This is a genomic window from Simplicispira sedimenti (assembly GCF_022760965.1).
Classification (GTDB): Bacteria; Pseudomonadota; Gammaproteobacteria; order Burkholderiales; family Burkholderiaceae_C; genus Simplicispira; species Simplicispira sedimenti.
This window is the reverse complement of record NZ_JAKVIJ010000009.1, coordinates 1-16,315: the sequence shown is the minus strand read 5'-3', so window position 1 is coordinate 16,315 and position 16,315 is coordinate 1. Positions and strand designations below refer to the sequence as shown.

At 64.6% G+C, this 16,315-nt stretch carries 14 protein-coding genes; 3 read left to right on the top strand and 11 right to left on the bottom strand.

The genetic code is table 11. From position 1 onward, the window contains the following. The first annotated feature begins 59 nt into the window (after window positions 1–59). Both MJ602_RS10905 and MJ602_RS16750 read left to right on the top strand, forming a co-directional pair. Window positions 60–3,251, top strand: coding sequence for an EAL domain-containing protein (locus MJ602_RS10905; protein WP_243020850.1), 3,192 nt, complete (start codon window positions 60–62; stop codon window positions 3,249–3,251). 174 nt (window positions 3,252–3,425) lie between these two features. After that, window positions 3,426–5,204, top strand: coding sequence for a methyl-accepting chemotaxis protein (locus MJ602_RS16750; protein WP_341474755.1), 1,779 nt, complete (start codon window positions 3,426–3,428; stop codon window positions 5,202–5,204). A 36-nt stretch (window positions 5,205–5,240) separates the two neighbouring features. Here MJ602_RS16750 and MJ602_RS10890 read toward each other — a convergent pair whose 3' ends face one another. Further along, window positions 5,241–5,903 (bottom strand): HAD family hydrolase, encoded by a 663-nt coding sequence (locus MJ602_RS10890; RefSeq protein WP_243020849.1) that lies wholly within the window; start codon window positions 5,901–5,903, stop codon window positions 5,241–5,243. A 53-nt stretch (window positions 5,904–5,956) separates the two neighbouring features. Continuing rightward, entirely contained in the window at window positions 5,957–6,379 is a 423-nt protein-coding gene (locus tag MJ602_RS10885; RefSeq protein WP_162015240.1) for a YchJ family protein, read from the bottom strand. A gap of 63 nt (window positions 6,380–6,442) precedes the next feature. Between MJ602_RS10885 and MJ602_RS10880 the strand changes: the two genes are divergently transcribed. Beyond that, entirely contained in the window at window positions 6,443–6,913 is a 471-nt protein-coding gene (locus MJ602_RS10880) for a DUF421 domain-containing protein (protein ID WP_162015239.1), read from the top strand. 21 nt (window positions 6,914–6,934) lie between these two features. On the opposite strand, the gene ppk2 is transcribed toward MJ602_RS10880, so the two are convergent. The 9 genes from ppk2 to MJ602_RS10835 all read right to left on the bottom strand — a co-directional run bounded on the left by ppk2 (window position 6,935) and on the right by MJ602_RS10835 (window position 16,173). Next, a complete protein-coding gene (ppk2, locus tag MJ602_RS10875; protein WP_243020848.1) occupies window positions 6,935–8,140 on the bottom strand; it encodes a polyphosphate kinase 2 in 1,206 nt (401 codons plus the stop codon). Between the two features lie 227 nt (window positions 8,141–8,367). Beyond that, entirely contained in the window at window positions 8,368–9,498 is a 1,131-nt protein-coding gene (locus MJ602_RS10870; RefSeq protein ID WP_243020847.1) for an acyl-CoA dehydrogenase family protein, read from the bottom strand. 28 nt (window positions 9,499–9,526) lie between these two features. Beyond that, window positions 9,527–10,195: an SDR family oxidoreductase gene (locus MJ602_RS10865; RefSeq protein ID WP_243020846.1), complete on the bottom strand. Its 669-nt coding sequence runs from the start codon at window positions 10,193–10,195 to the stop codon at window positions 9,527–9,529. A 67-nt stretch (window positions 10,196–10,262) separates the two neighbouring features. Continuing rightward, window positions 10,263–11,453: an acetyl-CoA C-acyltransferase gene (locus tag MJ602_RS10860; protein ID WP_243020845.1), complete on the bottom strand. Its 1,191-nt coding sequence runs from the start codon at window positions 11,451–11,453 to the stop codon at window positions 10,263–10,265. A gap of 36 nt (window positions 11,454–11,489) precedes the next feature. Continuing rightward, window positions 11,490–13,301, bottom strand: coding sequence for a bifunctional isocitrate dehydrogenase kinase/phosphatase (gene aceK, locus MJ602_RS10855; RefSeq protein WP_243020844.1), 1,812 nt, complete (start codon window positions 13,299–13,301; stop codon window positions 11,490–11,492). Between the two features lie 44 nt (window positions 13,302–13,345). Then, window positions 13,346–14,005, bottom strand: a complete 660-nt coding sequence (gene can, locus MJ602_RS10850) for a carbonate dehydratase (protein WP_243020843.1) — start codon at window positions 14,003–14,005, stop codon at window positions 13,346–13,348. 44 nt (window positions 14,006–14,049) lie between these two features. Then, a complete protein-coding gene (locus MJ602_RS10845) occupies window positions 14,050–15,240 on the bottom strand; it encodes an isovaleryl-CoA dehydrogenase (RefSeq protein WP_243020842.1) in 1,191 nt (396 codons plus the stop codon). 37 nt (window positions 15,241–15,277) lie between these two features. After that, window positions 15,278–15,739, bottom strand: a complete 462-nt coding sequence (locus MJ602_RS10840) for a PaaI family thioesterase (RefSeq protein ID WP_243020841.1) — start codon at window positions 15,737–15,739, stop codon at window positions 15,278–15,280. Between the two features lie 35 nt (window positions 15,740–15,774). After that, entirely contained in the window at window positions 15,775–16,173 is a 399-nt protein-coding gene (locus tag MJ602_RS10835) for a MerR family transcriptional regulator (protein ID WP_162015230.1), read from the bottom strand. Window positions 16,174–16,315 lie beyond the last annotated feature (142 nt).

Sequence of the window (16,315 nt, the reverse complement as noted above, 5' to 3'; positions counted from 1 at the left end):
CATCCAACTCCCGTTTTTGAAGCGATTCACACCGCATCTGAACCCTGCCCTCGTTCGCCATGAAAGCCCCCCTGCGCGCCCATCTTCTGCTGCTGGTGGTGGCCCTGGTCATTCCACTGGCCGGGTTGCTGGGCATGAGCGCCTGGCGCGATGCGCGGGACGCCGTGGCGCAGGCCCGGGCGCTGCACCGCCCGCTGTCCTCGCTGGTGGCAGCCGATGTGGGTCGCACGCTTCAGACCGCGCATCTGACACTGAAGCTCGTCGCCGGGCGCCCTGCAGTGCGGACCATGGATGCCAGGCAATGCGACCCCTTGCTGATGGACTTTCACCGGGCGACCAAGAAATTCTCCAACCTGGTGACCACCAATCTGCAAGGGGATGTCGTCTGCTCCGCCCTGGCGCTGCCGCAGGGCAAGGGCGTGAACGTAGGCACCACGCCCTGGTTCCAGCGGGCGCTGCGCGCCGAGCAGTTCAGCGTGGGCGACGCGCACACGGGGCCAATCTCCGGCCAATGGGTGACCGTGCTGAGCCTGCCGATCCGTAATGACGCGAACCAGATGGTCGGCCTGGTGCACCTGACGCTGGACCTTTTGGCGCTCAATCCCAACCTGCCCATCGAGGGCCTGCCCGATGATGTCCGCTACGGGGTCTTCGACACCCAAGGCACGCTGCTGTGGCGCAACCACGATGCCGAAAAAGCCATCGGCACACGCCCCAGTTGGGAAGTGGCCCGCAGAATCTCCGGACTGGACAAGGAGTTCGAGGCCGAGGGCCTGGATGGCATCAAGCGCTTTTACTACACCACCCCCATTCCGGAGGCGGGGTGGATTGCGTATTTCGGCCAGCCCAGCAGCGGTATCTATGCCCAGGCCAAACAGCGCGCCTGGGTCAGTGCCGTGCTGGCGCTGATGATCGTGCTCTGCCTGTGCCTGGTGGCCCTGGTGCTGGCGCGGCGCATCGAGCGCCCCATTCGTTCACTGTCCACCGCGATGCAACGCCTGCGTGCCGGAGACAACTCCGCCCGTGCCGAACCCTCGGGCCCTGCAGAGCTGAACCAGCTGGCCCAGGAGTTCAACCGCCTGCTGAGCGAGCGCGCCGAGGCCGAGGCCACACTGCAGACCCAGCACCACGCGCTGCAGGAAGCCAAGGAGCGCGCCGACCAGGCCATGCAGATCACCCAGATGGGCCTGTGGACCTGGGACATCCGTACCGGCACGCTGTACGCCGACGCCATGCTGGCACGCCTGTTCGGATACGAGCCCGAAGATCTGCGGGCCACCCCCATTCAGCAGTGGCGCGAGCGCACCGAACCACAGGACCTGCCCACCCTCGATGACCGCTTGCGCGCCTGCCTCAAAGGCGAGCGCCCGCAGCTCCAGATCGACCAGCGCATACGCCACCGACAGGGCCACTGGCTCTGGGGCCAGTGGCGCGGCCGGGTGACGGAACGCGACGCCCACGGCAAGGCCCTGGTGATGATGGGCTCGTTCATCGACGTGACCGAACGCATGAAAGAGCGCGAGCAGCTGCAACTGGCAGCCAGCGTGTTCACCTATGCGCGCGAGGGCATCACCATCACCGACACGCGCGGCACCATCATCGACGTGAACGACACCTTCACGCGCATCACTGGCTACACGCGCGAAGAGGCCGTGGGCAACAACCCGCGCATGCTGCAATCGGGCCGCCAGGGGCCGGAGTTCTATGCCGCCATGTGGCAAAGCCTGCTCACCCATGGCCACTGGACCGGCGAGGTGTGGAACCGGCGCAAGAGCGGTGAGCTGTTTGCCGAAATCATCACCATCAGCGCCGTGCGCAACGACAAGGGTGAAACGCAGCATTACGTGGCGCTGTTCACCGACATCACCGCACTCAAGGAGAACGAGCGCAAGCTGGAGCATGTGGCGCATTACGACGCCCTCACCGGCCTGCCCAACCGCGTGCTGCTGGCCGACCGGCTGCAGCAGTCCATGCTGCGCTGTCAGCGCAAGGGCCTGTCGCTGGCGGTGGCATTCTTGGATCTGGATGGGTTCAAGGCCATCAACGACCGCCACAGCCACGACCTGGGCGACAAGCTGCTGGTGGCGCTGGCGCACCGGCTCAAGGCAGCGCTGCGCGAAGGCGACACGCTCTCGCGCATCGGCGGCGACGAGTTCGTGGCCGTGCTGGTGGACCTGGAGCAGCCCCAGGACTGCGAGCCCGTGCTCTCACGCATGCTGCACGCCGCCGCCGACCCGGTGCAGGTGGACGAGCACCTGCTGCAGGTCTCGGCCAGCATAGGCGTCACCATCTACCCCACCGACGGTGTGGAGCCCGACCTGCTCATCCGCCACGCCGACCAGGCCATGTACCAGGCCAAGCAGGCAGGCAAGAACCGCTTCCACCTGTTCGACGTGGAGCACGACAAGGCCGTCAAAACCCAGCGTGAAGAAGTGGCCCGCATTCGCCAAGGGCTGCAGGACGGCGAATTCGTGCTGTACTACCAGCCCAAGGTCAACATGCGCACGGGCGCGGTCATTGGCGCCGAGGCACTGATCCGCTGGCAGCACCCCGAGCGCGGGTTGCTGCCCCCGGCCGCCTTTTTGCCCACGATAGAGAACCACCCCATTTGCATCGACGTAGGGGAGTGGGTGATTGCCAGCGCACTGCGCCAGATGGCCGACTGGAAGGCCCAGGGCCTGGATCTGCCGGTCAGCGTGAACATCGACGCCATGCAATTGCAGAAAGAGGGCTTCAGCCTGCGCCTGTCGCAACTGCTGGACCAGCAGCCCCAGGTGCCCCCGCGCTGGCTGTGCCTGGAGATCCTGGAGACCAACGCGCTGGACGACATTGCGCTGGTGTCCGACATCATGCGCCGCTGCCAGGCCCTGGGCGTGCGCTTTGCGCTGGACGACTTTGGCACCGGCTATTCCTCGCTCACCTACCTCAAGCGCCTGGGTGCCGAGGAGATCAAGATCGACCAGAGCTTCGTGCGCGACATGCTGGTGGATCCGGACGATCTGGCCATCGTGCAAGGCGTGATCGGGCTGGCCCAGGCCTTCCACCGCGATGTGATCGCAGAAGGCGTGGAAACCGCAGAGCACGGCGCCCGCCTGCTGCCCCTGGGCTGCCACCTGGCCCAGGGCTATGGCATTGCCCGCCCCATGCCGGCACAGCAAATGCCCCATTGGGCGCAGGGCTGGCAACCGGACGCAAGCTGGCAACACGCACACCATTCGACCACCGACACTCTGGCCCAGTTGCCCGCGTGACACACAGGGGCTTACCCCTAAATGTAATAATTCGTAAACAGATTGCCGCCTTTGCAGCAATCTGCCAGCTGGCCTACACTGGGCCAAGACACGTGATGCAAGCTCCTCGCAAGACCTTGCAGATCATCCCCCCTGACCCCGTGGGTATCTGAATCTTGTCTATGGAGAAGAACCGTGATTGATCTTTCTTCCTGGCGCGTGCGCACGCGCCTGACCGTGGGCTTTGGCGCGGTGTGCGCACTGCTGGTGTTGTCGGTCGTCATGGGGCTGATCGCCATGGGGCGCATGCAGGCGGGCATGGTCTCCATCGCGCATGACCACTGGCCCAAAATTGCCACGGCCGCCAACCTGACCACCCAGACCGACATCATTGCCATTGCCTTGCGCAACATGATGCTCAACCCCGACGCCGCCGATCGGGAACGCCAGCAGCAGGTGATTGCCAAGGCCCGCAAGGACACGGAAGACAACCTTCAAACCCTCGACCGCCTGCTGACCACGGCCCCCGACCGCGAAATGCTGCGCAAGGTGCAGGAGCTGCGCAGCCGCTACTTTGTAGGCCTGGAAGAGCTGCGCCCACTGATACTGGCCGATCAGAACAACGAAGCGCGCGAATACCTTGCCGCGCGCCTGCGTCCCGTGCTGGGCGAGTACAAAACCGCAATCGGCGCGTTGGTGGAGTCCGAAAAGAACGCCATCAATGACAACGCCAAAGATGCTGCGGTGACCTATGCCGGCACGCGCAACCTCCTTCTGGGGCTGGGCGTCGTGGCGCTGCTGCTCTCCGCATGCCTGGGCTGGCTCATCACCCGCAGCCTGGTACGCGAGCTGGGCGGCGAACCCCAGGTGGCCGCAAAGATGGCACGTGCCGTGGCCGAGGGCGACTTCACCCAAGCCATCACCGTGCGGTCTGGCGACCAGACCAGCCTGATGGCCCAGTTGGCCACCATGAAGGACGGCCTGGCCAGCGTGGTGGCACAAGTGCGCCGCAGCTCCGAGAGCGTGGCCATGGCCAGTTCCGAAATCGCCCAGGGCAACCAGGATCTGTCAGCACGCACCGAGAGCCAGGCCAGCGCGCTGGAAGAAACCGCAGCCTCCATGGAGCAATTGGGCGCCACCGTGCGCCAGAACGCCGACACCGCTCGCCAGGCCAACCAGTTGGCGCGCACCGCCTCCGACGTGGCCGAGCGCGGTGGTGAGGTGGTGGGTCAGGTGGTGCAAACCATGAAGGGCATCAACGAGAGCTCGCAGCGCATCTCCGACATCATCCAGGTGATCGACGGCATCGCCTTCCAGACCAACATCCTGGCGCTGAATGCGGCGGTCGAGGCCGCGCGCGCAGGTGAGCAGGGCCGTGGCTTTGCTGTGGTGGCCAGCGAGGTGCGCTCCCTGGCCGGGCGCAGTGCCGAGGCGGCCAAGGAAATCAAGCAACTCATCAGCGCCAGCGTGGAGCGCGTGGAGCAAGGCAGCGCCATGGTGGACCAGGCGGGCGAGACCATGGCCGAGGTGGTGCAAAGCATCCGCCGGGTGACCGATCTGATGGGCGAGATCAACGCCGCCAGTTCCGAGCAGGCCAGCGGTGTGGCCCAGGTGGGCGAGGCGGTGACGCAGATGGACCAAGCCACGCAGCAGAACGCCGCATTGGTAGAAGAGATGGCCGCCGCCGCAGGCAGCCTCAGCACCCAGGCCCAGGAGCTGGTGCACGCGGTGGCGGTGTTCAAGCTCGATGCCAGCCTCGCAGGCACCGGGGGCTACAGCGCCCCTGCGCCAAGGCCTGCGCCACGGCCTGCCGCGCCTGCTCCGGCGCCAGCCCGCGTGGCGGCAACGCCCCGCGCCAGTGCTGCCGCCAAGCCCACCTCCCCCGCCAAGGCCGCCCTGCAAGCGCCCGCAGCCAAGCCTGCGGCACGCCCTGCTGCGGCCCCTTCGAACAACGACGACTGGGAATCCTTCTGACGCGTGGGGCTGCCCGCCCTGCGGGGGATGCCTGAATCAGCCCAGCAGCGCAGGCAGCTCGCTCAGGTGCACCATGACGTGCACCGCCCCGGCGCCGCGCAGGGCCTCGGGCGAGCCGTGGCCCACGGCGGAGGGACTGAAGCCCACCACCGTGGCGCCTGCGGCCACGCCTGCGGTCACGCCGGTCACCGTATCCTCCACCACCAGGCAGCGCTGCGGCGGCACGCCCAGCGCTGCGGCGGCCGCCAAGTACACGTCCGGGGCAGGCTTGGTGGCGGGCATTTCGTGGCCGCTGAACACGCGGCCGGCAAAGTACGGCGCCAGGCCGACTTTTTCGAGCTGCATTTCGACCTTGTAGCGATCCGCCCCCGAGGCGCAGGCAATGCGCCCGGCCAGGCGCGCATGCACTGCGGCCACAGCGTCCAGCGCACCGTCGATGGCTTGCAGCTCGGCTTCCAGGCGCACATTGCGGCGCTGGTAGAACTCTGCCATCCAGGCATCGGTCAGCGGCTTGCCAGTGTGCGCCTGGATGCGCGCGGCCTCGCTGCGCACCGTCTTGCCGATGAACAGGCGCATGCACTCGTCGGGCGCCAGCGCCCAGCCGGCCTCATTGAGCATGGTGCACAGCACGCCGTTGGTGATGGCCTCGCTGTCCACCAGCACCCCGTCGCAGTCAAACAGTATTGCTTCAAATTTCATAGCTGATAGCGCTTATTACACGGGCGTTAAAGCCCTATTTCATTCAACTTTTTCTACCGGATGTCGCCATCGACGTAATACCAGCGCCCGGCTTCGCGCACGAATCGGCTGCGTTCGTGCAGGCGCACTGCGCGCCCGCCGACGCGGTAGCGCGCGACGAACTCGACCTCGGCATGCTCGGGCCCGGTAGGGCGGTGCCCGCGCACGTCCAGCCCGAGCCAGCGCGCGCCGGCATCGAAGTCGAGCGTGGCCGGGCGGGTGCTGGCATGCCAGGTGGCCCGCAGGTAGTCGGCCCGCTCGCGCACGAAGGCGGTGTAGCGCGAGCGCATGAGGCTCTCGGCGTCGGGGGCAGGCGCGTCGGCCCAGTGGTCGATGTAGCGGCCGCAGCAGTCGGCATAGGCCAGCGGGTGTGCCTTGCGCGCGCTGGGCGGCGTGGCCACGCGTCCGCAGGGGCATGGGGATGTGTCCAAGGTCATGCGCCAAGGTTAACGCGAACGCACCGTCCCGCCCTACACTGGCCGGATCGGAAGGAGAAGCGCATGCTGGAAATGTCTGTGCCGTGGTGGGAGTTCGTGCTGCGGGGCGTGGTGGTCTACGCCTTTCTGCTGGTGTTTCTGCGCGTGACGGGGCGGCGCAAGATCGGCCAGTACGAGCCGTTCGACCTGGTGCTGCTGCTGATCCTGTCGAACGCCGTGCAGAACGCGATGAACGCAGGAGACAACTCGCTCGCGGGCGGCCTGCTTTCGGCCGCCACGCTGATCCTGTGCCACAGCCTGATCGCGCGCCTGACCTACCATGTGCCGCGCATCGCGCGCTGGGTCGATGGCAGGCCTCGCGTACTGGTCCACGACGGCAAGGTGGACGACGCCGTGATGCGCAGCGAGGCACTCACCGCCGATGACGTGGCCGCCGCGCTGCGCGCCGGCGGTTGCCTGCACGCGCACGAGGTGGAACGCGCCACCATCGAAACCAACGGCCAGATCACCGTGGTGCTCAAGCGGCGCGGCTGATCACCGCGGCGAGCGGACATTTCAGAGGATGGCCCCCGACTTCTCGCCACGCTCATACACCACATGGGCCCGGCCCACGATCAACGGATCGAGCTTGCCGATGGAATCGACAGCCTTGTTGGCATAGGGCAGCTTGTGCAGCACGTAGCGCATGGCATTGAGGCGAGCGCGCTTTTTACAGTCGCTTTTGATCACCGTCCAAGGCGCGTCGGCCGTGTCGGTCTCGAAGAACATGGCTTCCTTGGCACTGGTGTAGTCATCCCATTTGTCCAGCGAGGCCAGGTCCACCGGGCTGAGCTTCCACTGCTTGAGCGGGTGCACCTCGCGCTCCTTGAAGCGGCGACGCTGCTCCGCGCGGCTGACGGAGAACCAGAACTTGATGAGGTGCACCCCACTGCGTACCAGGTGGCGCTCGAAGTCGGGTGCCTGGCGCATGAACTCCTGGTACTCGGCATTGGAGCAAAAGCCCATGACACGCTCGACGCCTGCGCGGTTGTACCAACTGCGGTCGAACAGCACGATCTCGCCGGCCGTGGGCAGATGCTGCACGTAGCGCTGAAAATACCACTGGCCGCGCTCGACCTCGCTGGGCTTTTCCAGCGCCACGACGCGCGCGCCCCGTGGGTTGAGGTGCTCCATGAAGCGCTTGATCGCACCACCTTTGCCGGCTGCATCGCGCCCCTCGAACAGGATCACCACGCGCTGCCCTGTCTCCTTGACCCAGGCCTGGAGCTTGAGCAACTCCACCTGGAGCTGGTACTTCTGCGCTTCGTAGGTGCTGCGGCGCATCAAGTGCCGGTAGGGATAGCCGCCATCACGCCAACCATTCGCCAGCTCGTCATCGGGATGGCCCTTGCTCACGGACCCGGACTCAAGGCCCGGCCCGGCGAGCAATGCCTGGCGCAGCGCTTCACGGTCGTCCCGCGAAGCGCCCTCAATCAATGCACGCAGGGCGGCAGCACGCTGCTGCGCCGACAGATCGCCCTGGGCCAACAGGTCCTGCACAGCGGCCAACTGGCTGCCCTGCGCCGCCTGCACGGCCTCGCGCTGCACATGGCGTGCCACGGCAGCCTGCTTGAGCGCAGGGGCGGTATCGCCCCGGCGCGCATTGCGCGGGCGCTCTGCCTGGGGAGTGGTAGGCGCTGCGCGGCGCCGACGGACGGGTGCAGGAGTGCTGGGCTCTTTGGCCGACGGGGCCACGGTGGGGAGGATGTCTTTGGCGCTCATGGATCCATTCTGTCACCGCGGCAGAGGAGGCACCAGTGCGGCCCAGGCCCCTGCTCAACTATCCACACAGCAAGCAGCCACTGGCGCAGCCCAGAGGCCAGCGGTCACCGCGCAAGGGCCGCCAGTGCTCCGTGCCCAGGCGCTGGTGGCGAACCCCTTTCCCGGATCGCACAGCGAGGCGAGATGGGGGAAGGCACGAAGCGCCTCAGGAGGTTACCCCCTTCTCCTCACGCCAGCGCCCGCTGGATGATGATCTTCTGCACGTCGCTCGTGCCTTCGTAGATCTGGCACACGCGCACGTCGCGGTAGATGCGCTCCACCGGAAAGTCGTTGACCACGCCGTAGCCGCCCAGCGTCTGGATGGCGGCGCTGCACACGCGCTCGGCCATCTCGCTGGCAAACAGCTTGGCCATGGCGGCTTCTTTCAGGCAAGGCTTGCCCGCATCGCGCAGCGCGGCGGCGTGCCAGATGAGCTGGCGCGCGGCCTCGATCTGCGTGGCGCAGTCGGCCAGGCGGAAACCCACGGCCTGGTGGTTGAAGATGGCGGTGCCGAAGCTCTCTCGCTCTTTCGAATACGCCAGCGCCGCGTCGAAAGCGCTGCGTGCCATGCCCACGCTTTGCGCGGCAATGCCAATGCGCCCGCCTTCGAGCGCACCCAGCGCGATCTTGTAGCCCTCGCCTTCGGCGCCAATCAGGTTCTCGGCCGGGATGCGGCAGTTGTCAAAGTTGATCTGCGCGGTGTCGCTGCTGTGCTGGCCCAGTTTGTCTTCAAGGCGCGCTACCACGTAGCCGGGGTTGCTGGTGGGCACGAGGAAGGCGCTCATGCCCTTTTTGCCCGCGCCCTTGTCGGTGACGGCGATGACGATGGCGACATGGCCGTTCTTGCCGCTGGTGATGAACTGCTTGACGCCATTTATGACGTATTCGTCCCCCTGCTTGGTAGCCGTGGTGCGCAATGCGGAGGCGTCAGACCCCACATGCGGCTCGGTCAGGCAGAACGCGCCCAGCATTTCGCCGCGCGCCAGGGGCGTGAGCCAGTCGCGCTTTTGCTGCGCGTTGCCGTAGCGCATGAGGATGGCGTTGACGGGGCAGTTGGTCACGCTGATGGCGGTGCTGGTGCCGCCATCACCTGCGGCAATCTCTTCCAATACCAGTGCCAGCGTCACGTAATCCAGGTTGGCACCGCCAAACTCTTCGGGCACGCAGATGCCGTAGGCGCCCAGCGCGGCCAAACCCTGGTGGGCCTCCTTGGGGAAGTGGTGTTCCTTGTCCCAGCGCGCGGCATGGGGCCAGAGCTCGGTCTGCGCAAAGTCGCGCACTGCGTCGCGGATCATTTCCTGGTCTTGGGTCAGCAGCATGGGGTCTCCGTGATGTGTTCTGTGGGGCTCACCAGTGGGCGGCGCGCTGGCCGTCGTAGTGCAGGAGCCGGCCTTTGTCGGCGTGCGTGAGGTGGGCGAGCGTGCGGCGCATGCCGTGCACGCTGGCCTCCACGCTGAGCGGCGCGTTCTCGCCGCCCATGTCGGTGCGTACCCAGCCGGGGTCGATGGTGACCAGCGTGGCGCGCGGGTAGTCGTGCTGGGCCGCCGCCACGGCCATGTTGAGCGCGGCCTTGCTGGTGCGGTAGAGCCAGGCGCTGCTCTCGCCCACGCTGCCGATCTGCGACATGGACGAGGACAGGAAGGCAAACACGCCGCCCGCGGCCTCCACCAGGGGCGCCACTTGCGGAATCGCCTGCATGGCGCCGAGCACGTTGGCGTGCATCACCGCGTCAAAGTCGGTCTGCGTGGGCGGCGTGCATGCGCCGGGGCGGCGCATCACCCCGGCCACGTAGAGCGCGACGTCGATCTCCTCGCCGTCGAGCTGCCAGGCCAGGCCGCTGACGCTGGCAGGGTTCGCCACGTCCACGGTCAGGGCCTGGGCGCCGAGCGCCTGCACGCGCGCGCGGCCCGCCTCGTCGCGCACGGTGGCGATGACGCGGCAGCCCTCGGCGGCGTACTGGCGCACCAGCTCCAGGCCGATGCCGCGCGAGGCGCCGATCACCAGGACAGTGGGCATGAATAGGTATCAAAATGGCCGCTAGCGCCCTATTCATGAGCGCCAGCAGCTATCAATTCAATAGCAATCAGACCAGTTCGATGGCCATGGCGGTGGCTTCGCCGCCACCGATGCACAGCGTAGCGAGGCCCTTCTTCTTGCCGCGCGCCTGCAGGGCATGCAGCAGCGTGACCAGGATGCGCGCGCCGCTGGCGCCGATGGGGTGGCCCAGCGCGCAGGCGCCGCCGTTGACGTTGACCTTCTCGTGCGGCACTTTCAGGTCGGCCATCAGCGCCATGGGCACGACGGCGAAGGCTTCGTTGATTTCCCACAGGTCCACGTCGTCCACCTTCCAGCCGGCTTTCTTCAGCGCCTTCTCGGTCGCGCCCACGGGGGCGGTGGTGAACCACTCGGGCTCTTGCGCGTGGGTGGCGTGCGCGACGATCCTGGCCAGGGGCTTGCAGCCCAGCTCCAGGGCGGTGGACTGGCGCATCAGCACCAGGGCGGCGGCGCCGTCGTTGATGCTGGAGCTGGCGGCGGCGGTGATAGTGCCGTCTTTCTTGAACGCGGGCTTGAGCGTGGGGATCTTGTCCAGACGGATCTTCAGCGGGCCTTCGTCCTGCGCCACCGTGACCTCGCCCTTGCGGGTGCTGAAGGTGACGGGGGTGATCTCGGCCTTGAACGCGCCCGAATTGATCGCGTCTTGTGCGCGCTGCACGCTGGCCATGGCGAAGGCGTCCTGCTGCTCGCGCGTGAACTGGTACTTGGCGGCGCAGTCCTCGCCAAAGGTGCCCATGGAGCGGCCGGCCTCGTAGGCGTCTTCCAGGCCGTCGAGCATCATGTGGTCAAAAACCTTGTCGTGGCCCATGCGGTAGCCGCCGCGGCCCTTCTTGAGCAGGTAGGGGGCGTTGGTCATGCTCTCCATGCCGCCCGCGACCATTACGTCGCGGCTGCCCGCCACGAGCTGGTCGTGCGCCAGGATGGTGGCTTCCATGCCCGCGCCGCACATCTTGGACAGGGTCACGGCACCGGTGCTGCGCGGCAGGCCGCCCTTGAAGCCGGCCTGGCGCGCGGGCGCCTGGCCCTGGCCCGCCATCAGGCAGTTGCCGAACAGCACTTCGTCCACCTTCTCGGGCGCAACGCCCGCGCGCTCGACGGCGGCCTTGATGGCAGCGCCGCCCAGGTCGTGCGCGGCGAGGTCGGAAAAGTCGCCCTGGAACCCGCCCATGGGGGTGCGGGCCGCGCCGACGATGACGATGGGGTCTTGGGATGCGGACATGGAAGATCTCCTAGGTGAAATGTGGGAAAAACGGAATCAGATGCCCTCGGATTCGTGGGCATGAGTAAAGCGGCGGCTGACGTCGTAGGGGAACACGTCGTACACATGGCCCGCGAGAATGCGCTCCTTGTGTGTCTGCCAGAACTCCACATCCAGCAGATCGGCGTGGTGCCTCATGAACACTTCACGCACGGCGTTGTTGCCCAACAGGAAGGGGCCGAAGGTCTCGGGGAAGACGTCGTACTTGCCCACCGAGTACCAGATCTCGCCGCTCATCTCGTCTTCCTCGTTGCGCGGCGCAGGCACGCGGCGGAAGTTGCAGTCGGTGATGTATTCGATCTCGTCGTAGTCGTAGAAAACGACCTTGCCGTTGCGTGTGACGCCAAAGTTCTTCCAGAGCATGTCGCCGGGGAAGATGTTGGCGGCCACCAGGTCCTTGATGGCGTTGCCGTATTCGATGACGCTGCGCTCCATCTGCTGCTGCGCACGCGCATCAGACAGGCCTGTGTCGAAGGCTTCTTGTAGGTAGATGTTGAGCGGAATCATGCGCCGCTCGATGTAGAGGTGCTTGATGATGACCTCTTGCTGGCCGTCGCCGTCACGGTCGCTGATCTCCAACTGGCTGGGTGCGAACTTCTGGATCTCGGCAATCAGCTCGTCATCAAAGCGCACGCGCGGAAAGGCCACTTCGCTGTATTCCAGCGTGTCGGCCATGCGGCCCACCCGGTCGTGGTGCTTGACGAGCTGGTACTTGTCCTTGATTTGCTCGCGCGTGGTGTCCTTCTGCGGCGGGTAGTAGTCCTTGATGAGCTTGAACACGAAGGGAAAGCTCGGCAGGTCGAACACGAGCATGACCATGCCCTTGATACCGGGCGCGATGCGGAACTTGTCGGTGGAGTGCTTCAGGTGGTAGAGGAAGTCGCGGTAGAACAGCGTCTTGCCCTGCTTGGCCAGGCCCAGGGCGTTGTAGATTTCCGCGCGCGGCTTGCGCGGCATGAGACTGCGCAGAAACTGGACGTAGGCGCTGGGAATCTCCATGTCCACCATGAAGTAAGCCCGTGCAAAGGAGAACAGCATCTGCATGTCGTCCTCGCCAAACAGGGCTGCATCGATGTAAAGACGCCCGTGCTCGTCGTGCAGTATAGGCAGGGCAAACGGCACTTCGTTGAAGCCGTTGATGATCTTGCCCACCACATAGGCGCCCTTGTTGCGGAAGAACAGGCTGGAGAGCACCTGGATCTGGAAATTGGCCCGCAGGCGCACCTTGTCGAGCTTTCCCTGCATGGCGCCCAGCACATGGCGCAGATCACGCGGCAGATCGGAAAACTCGCGCTGCAGATCAAAGTGCTCGATGATCTTTTGCAGCGTCTCCAGCAAATTTTCGCGCTGCGGATAGTAGGCGCGGTAGGTCGGTCGGGCTGCGGGCTCTTCGTTCTCGATGTATTCGGTGCTGACCGCAGGACGCACAAAGATGAAGTTGTTGTGGAAGTGCGTGCGGTGCAGGATCTTGGTGGTGACCGAATTGAAAAAGGTCTCGGCCAACTCGGGCTGGTGGTGATCCACCAGCAGGCCGATGTAATGCAGCTTGACCTGGTGCCACACTTCCATGGGCTGCTGACCGGCCTTGAATTCCTTCTCCAGCCGCATCGTGCATTCCTTGACGCGCAGGTCGTAAAACTCGATGCGTTCGCGCTGGGCGCGCTGCTGACCATGCCAGTCTGCCGTTTCAAAACGATGCTTGGCGCGGGCAGATTCAGCGCGGAACAGGCGGTAGTGGCGGTTGAAGCCATCCATCATCGCCTTGGCGATGTCGTAGGCTTGGGGAGAATCAAGGCGTTGGGGGAACATGGGGAATAGCGTCCTGTAAATACCGTTCGGGCGTCCCCCCGACTTTAGCGCCGCGCGGCGATCACGCCTTCCACCGCCGCCCGGTACAGCGATTCCATGCCCTGGTTACCGTTGAGCGAGATGTGCAGGTTGTGGATCAACCCATCCTTGAGGCCGTAGCACCACCCGTGCAGTTGCACCCGCTGTTCGCGTGCCCAGGCATCTTGAATCACCGTGGTCTGTGCGACATTCATCACCTGCTCAATGACGTTGAGTTCACACAAAACGTCGTGCCGCTGGGCAGGGTCTGTCGCGGAGATCAGTTCCCGGTGGCGATCGCGCACATCTTTCACGTGCCGGATCCAGTTGTCGGCAAGCCCTACCCGAATGTCCTGCAAAGCCGCCAGAACACCGCCGCAGCCATAGTGCCCCACCACCATCAGGTGCTCGACATGGAGCTGGTCCACGGCGTACTGAATGGTGGAGAGGCAGTTCAAATCCGTGGGCACCACCACGTTGGCGACGTTGCGGTGAACGAACACCTCGCCAGGTTCCAAGCCCGTGATCTGGTTGGCAGGAACGCGGCTGTCTGAGCAACCCACCCACATGAACCTGGGGTTTTGCTGTTCCAGCAGGCGAGTGAAGAACCCCGGCCTTTCGCGCTGCATTTGTGCAGCCCAGGCACGGTTGTGAACAAAGAGTTCCTCAATGGTGGTGGTGCTCATGACGCGCTCTTTCGGGGACGGGTGCAATGCGGAAGGCCGTGCGCTCAACAGGTTTCCGAGAACAACTCGCGGCCGATCAGCATGCGACGGATCTCGCTGGTCCCTGCACCGATTTCATAGAGCTTGGCATCGCGCCACAAACGACCCAGCGGGTACTCGTTGATATAGCCGTTGCCGCCATAAATCTGGATGCCCTCTCCGGCCATCCAGGTGGCCCTTTCGGCACACCACAGAATGACCGAGGCGCAGTCCTTGCGCACCTGGCGCACATGCTCGGAACCCAGCATGTCCAGGTTCTTGCCAATGGTGTAGCAGAAGGCCCTGCCTGCCTGCAGCACGGTGTACATGTCCGCCACCTTGCCCTGGATGAGCTGGAACTCACCAATGCTCTGACCAAACTGCTTGCGATCGTGGATGTAAGGCACCACGTTGTCCATCACGGCCTGCATGATGCCGATGGGACCCGCTGCCAGCACGGCGCGCTCATAGTCCAGACCGCTCATCAACACCTTGGCGCCGTTGTTCAGGCCGCCCAGGATGTTCTCGGCCGGCACCTCGACGTTCTCGAAGACCAGCTCGCCGGTGTGGCTGCCGCGCATACCCAGCTTGTCCAGCTTTTGCGCAATGGAGAAGCCCTTCATGCCCTTTTCAATCAGGAATGCCGTGACACCGCGCGCACCCATCTCCGGCTCGGTCTTGGCATACACCACCAGGGTGTCTGCATCTGGACCGTTGGTAATCCACATCTTGTTGCCGTTGAGCAGGTAGTAGCCGCCCTTGTCCTCGGCCTTGAGCTTCATGCTGATGACGTCCGAGCCTGCGCCGGGCTCGCTCATGGCCAGTGCGCCGACATGCTCTCCGCTGATCAGTTTCGGGAGGTACTTTTGTTTTTGTGCCGCGCTGCCGTTGCGCTTGATTTGATTCACGCACAGGTTGGAGTGCGCGCCGTAGCTCAAACCGACCGAAGCCGATGCACGGGAAATTTCCTCCATCGCCACCATATGGGCAACGTAGCCCATGTTGGCGCCACCGTACTCCTCCGGAACCGTGATCCCCAGCACTCCAAGATCGCCCATCTTGCGCCACAGGTCCATGGGGAACTGGTCGGTGCGATCGATCTCTGCAGCACGGGGTGCAATTTCGGCCTGGGCAAAATCACGCACTGCGTCGCGCAGCGCATCAATGTCCTCGCCGAGTTGAAAGTTGAGTCCTGGAAGATTGGCAATATTGCCCATGGCGTGCTCCTTGGTCTATTGGGGGTGAAAAGGGACATCAGCCCCGGATGTCTGTGCGACCCATCACCGTCATGAGTGTGCAGTTCATGGTGGCGATGAGCGTTTCTTTCTGATCTTGCAGCGCGTAGGCCCGCCCCTCACACACGGTGATGGTTCGGCCCGGCTTGAGTACGCGCCCCTCCATCCGGAAGCGCTCACCTTTGGCGGGGGCCAAGAGGTTGATCTTGAATTCGATGGTAAGCACCGCAGCATCTTCCGGCATAAGGGAAAACGCCGCGTAACCGCAGGCAGAGTCCAACGCCGTAGAGACAACTCCAGCGTGCAGGAATCCATGTTGCTGGGTCAAGCTGCGGTCCCAAGCCAGCCCAATGTCCACGGCTCCTGGCTCCAGCTTTTCCATCTTTGCACCCAGGGTTTGCATCACGCCTTGAAGTGCAAAACTGTCCTCCACCCGCTGCCGGTACAGTGAGTCTTTAGGAACCCAGACTGCCTCTTGCATGGCGCCCCCTGAATTTACGTTTACGTAAACGTCAATTATGCAGGAATTTTGGCCATCTTGGCGAGCAATGCCCTGGCCTCTTTCTCATGTTCTTTGACTTCGTCCAGATTGGACTGAAGGTCGGCCATCTGCTCTTCCAACTGGCGGCGATGTTGCTCCAGGACCGTCAGAAATTTTTGCAGCTGCACGCCCGTGTCTCGAGGGCTGTCGTACAGATCAATGATCTCTTTGGCTTCGGTCAGCGACAGCCCCAGGCGCTTGGCGCGCAAGGTCAGCTTGAGGCGCGTACGGTCGCGTGCGGTATAGCTACGCGTCCGTCCTCCCGGCCCCGTTCGCGCCGGAGACAGCAAACCGACATCCTCGTAAAAACGAATGGCCCGTGTGGTGAGATCAAATTCTTTGGCCAGATCCCGGATGCTGTAGGTGATCGCCATGGCGTGCTTCTGGTAACTGGGAGAGGTTGCAATCGGTCAATCGTATCCGATGAGTGGTATTGGATACGAATTGAGATTTCCAAGCAGAAGCGCCCCGCACTGTATTAGTGCGGGGCGCTGCTGGGCTGGAATAGGAGCCTGA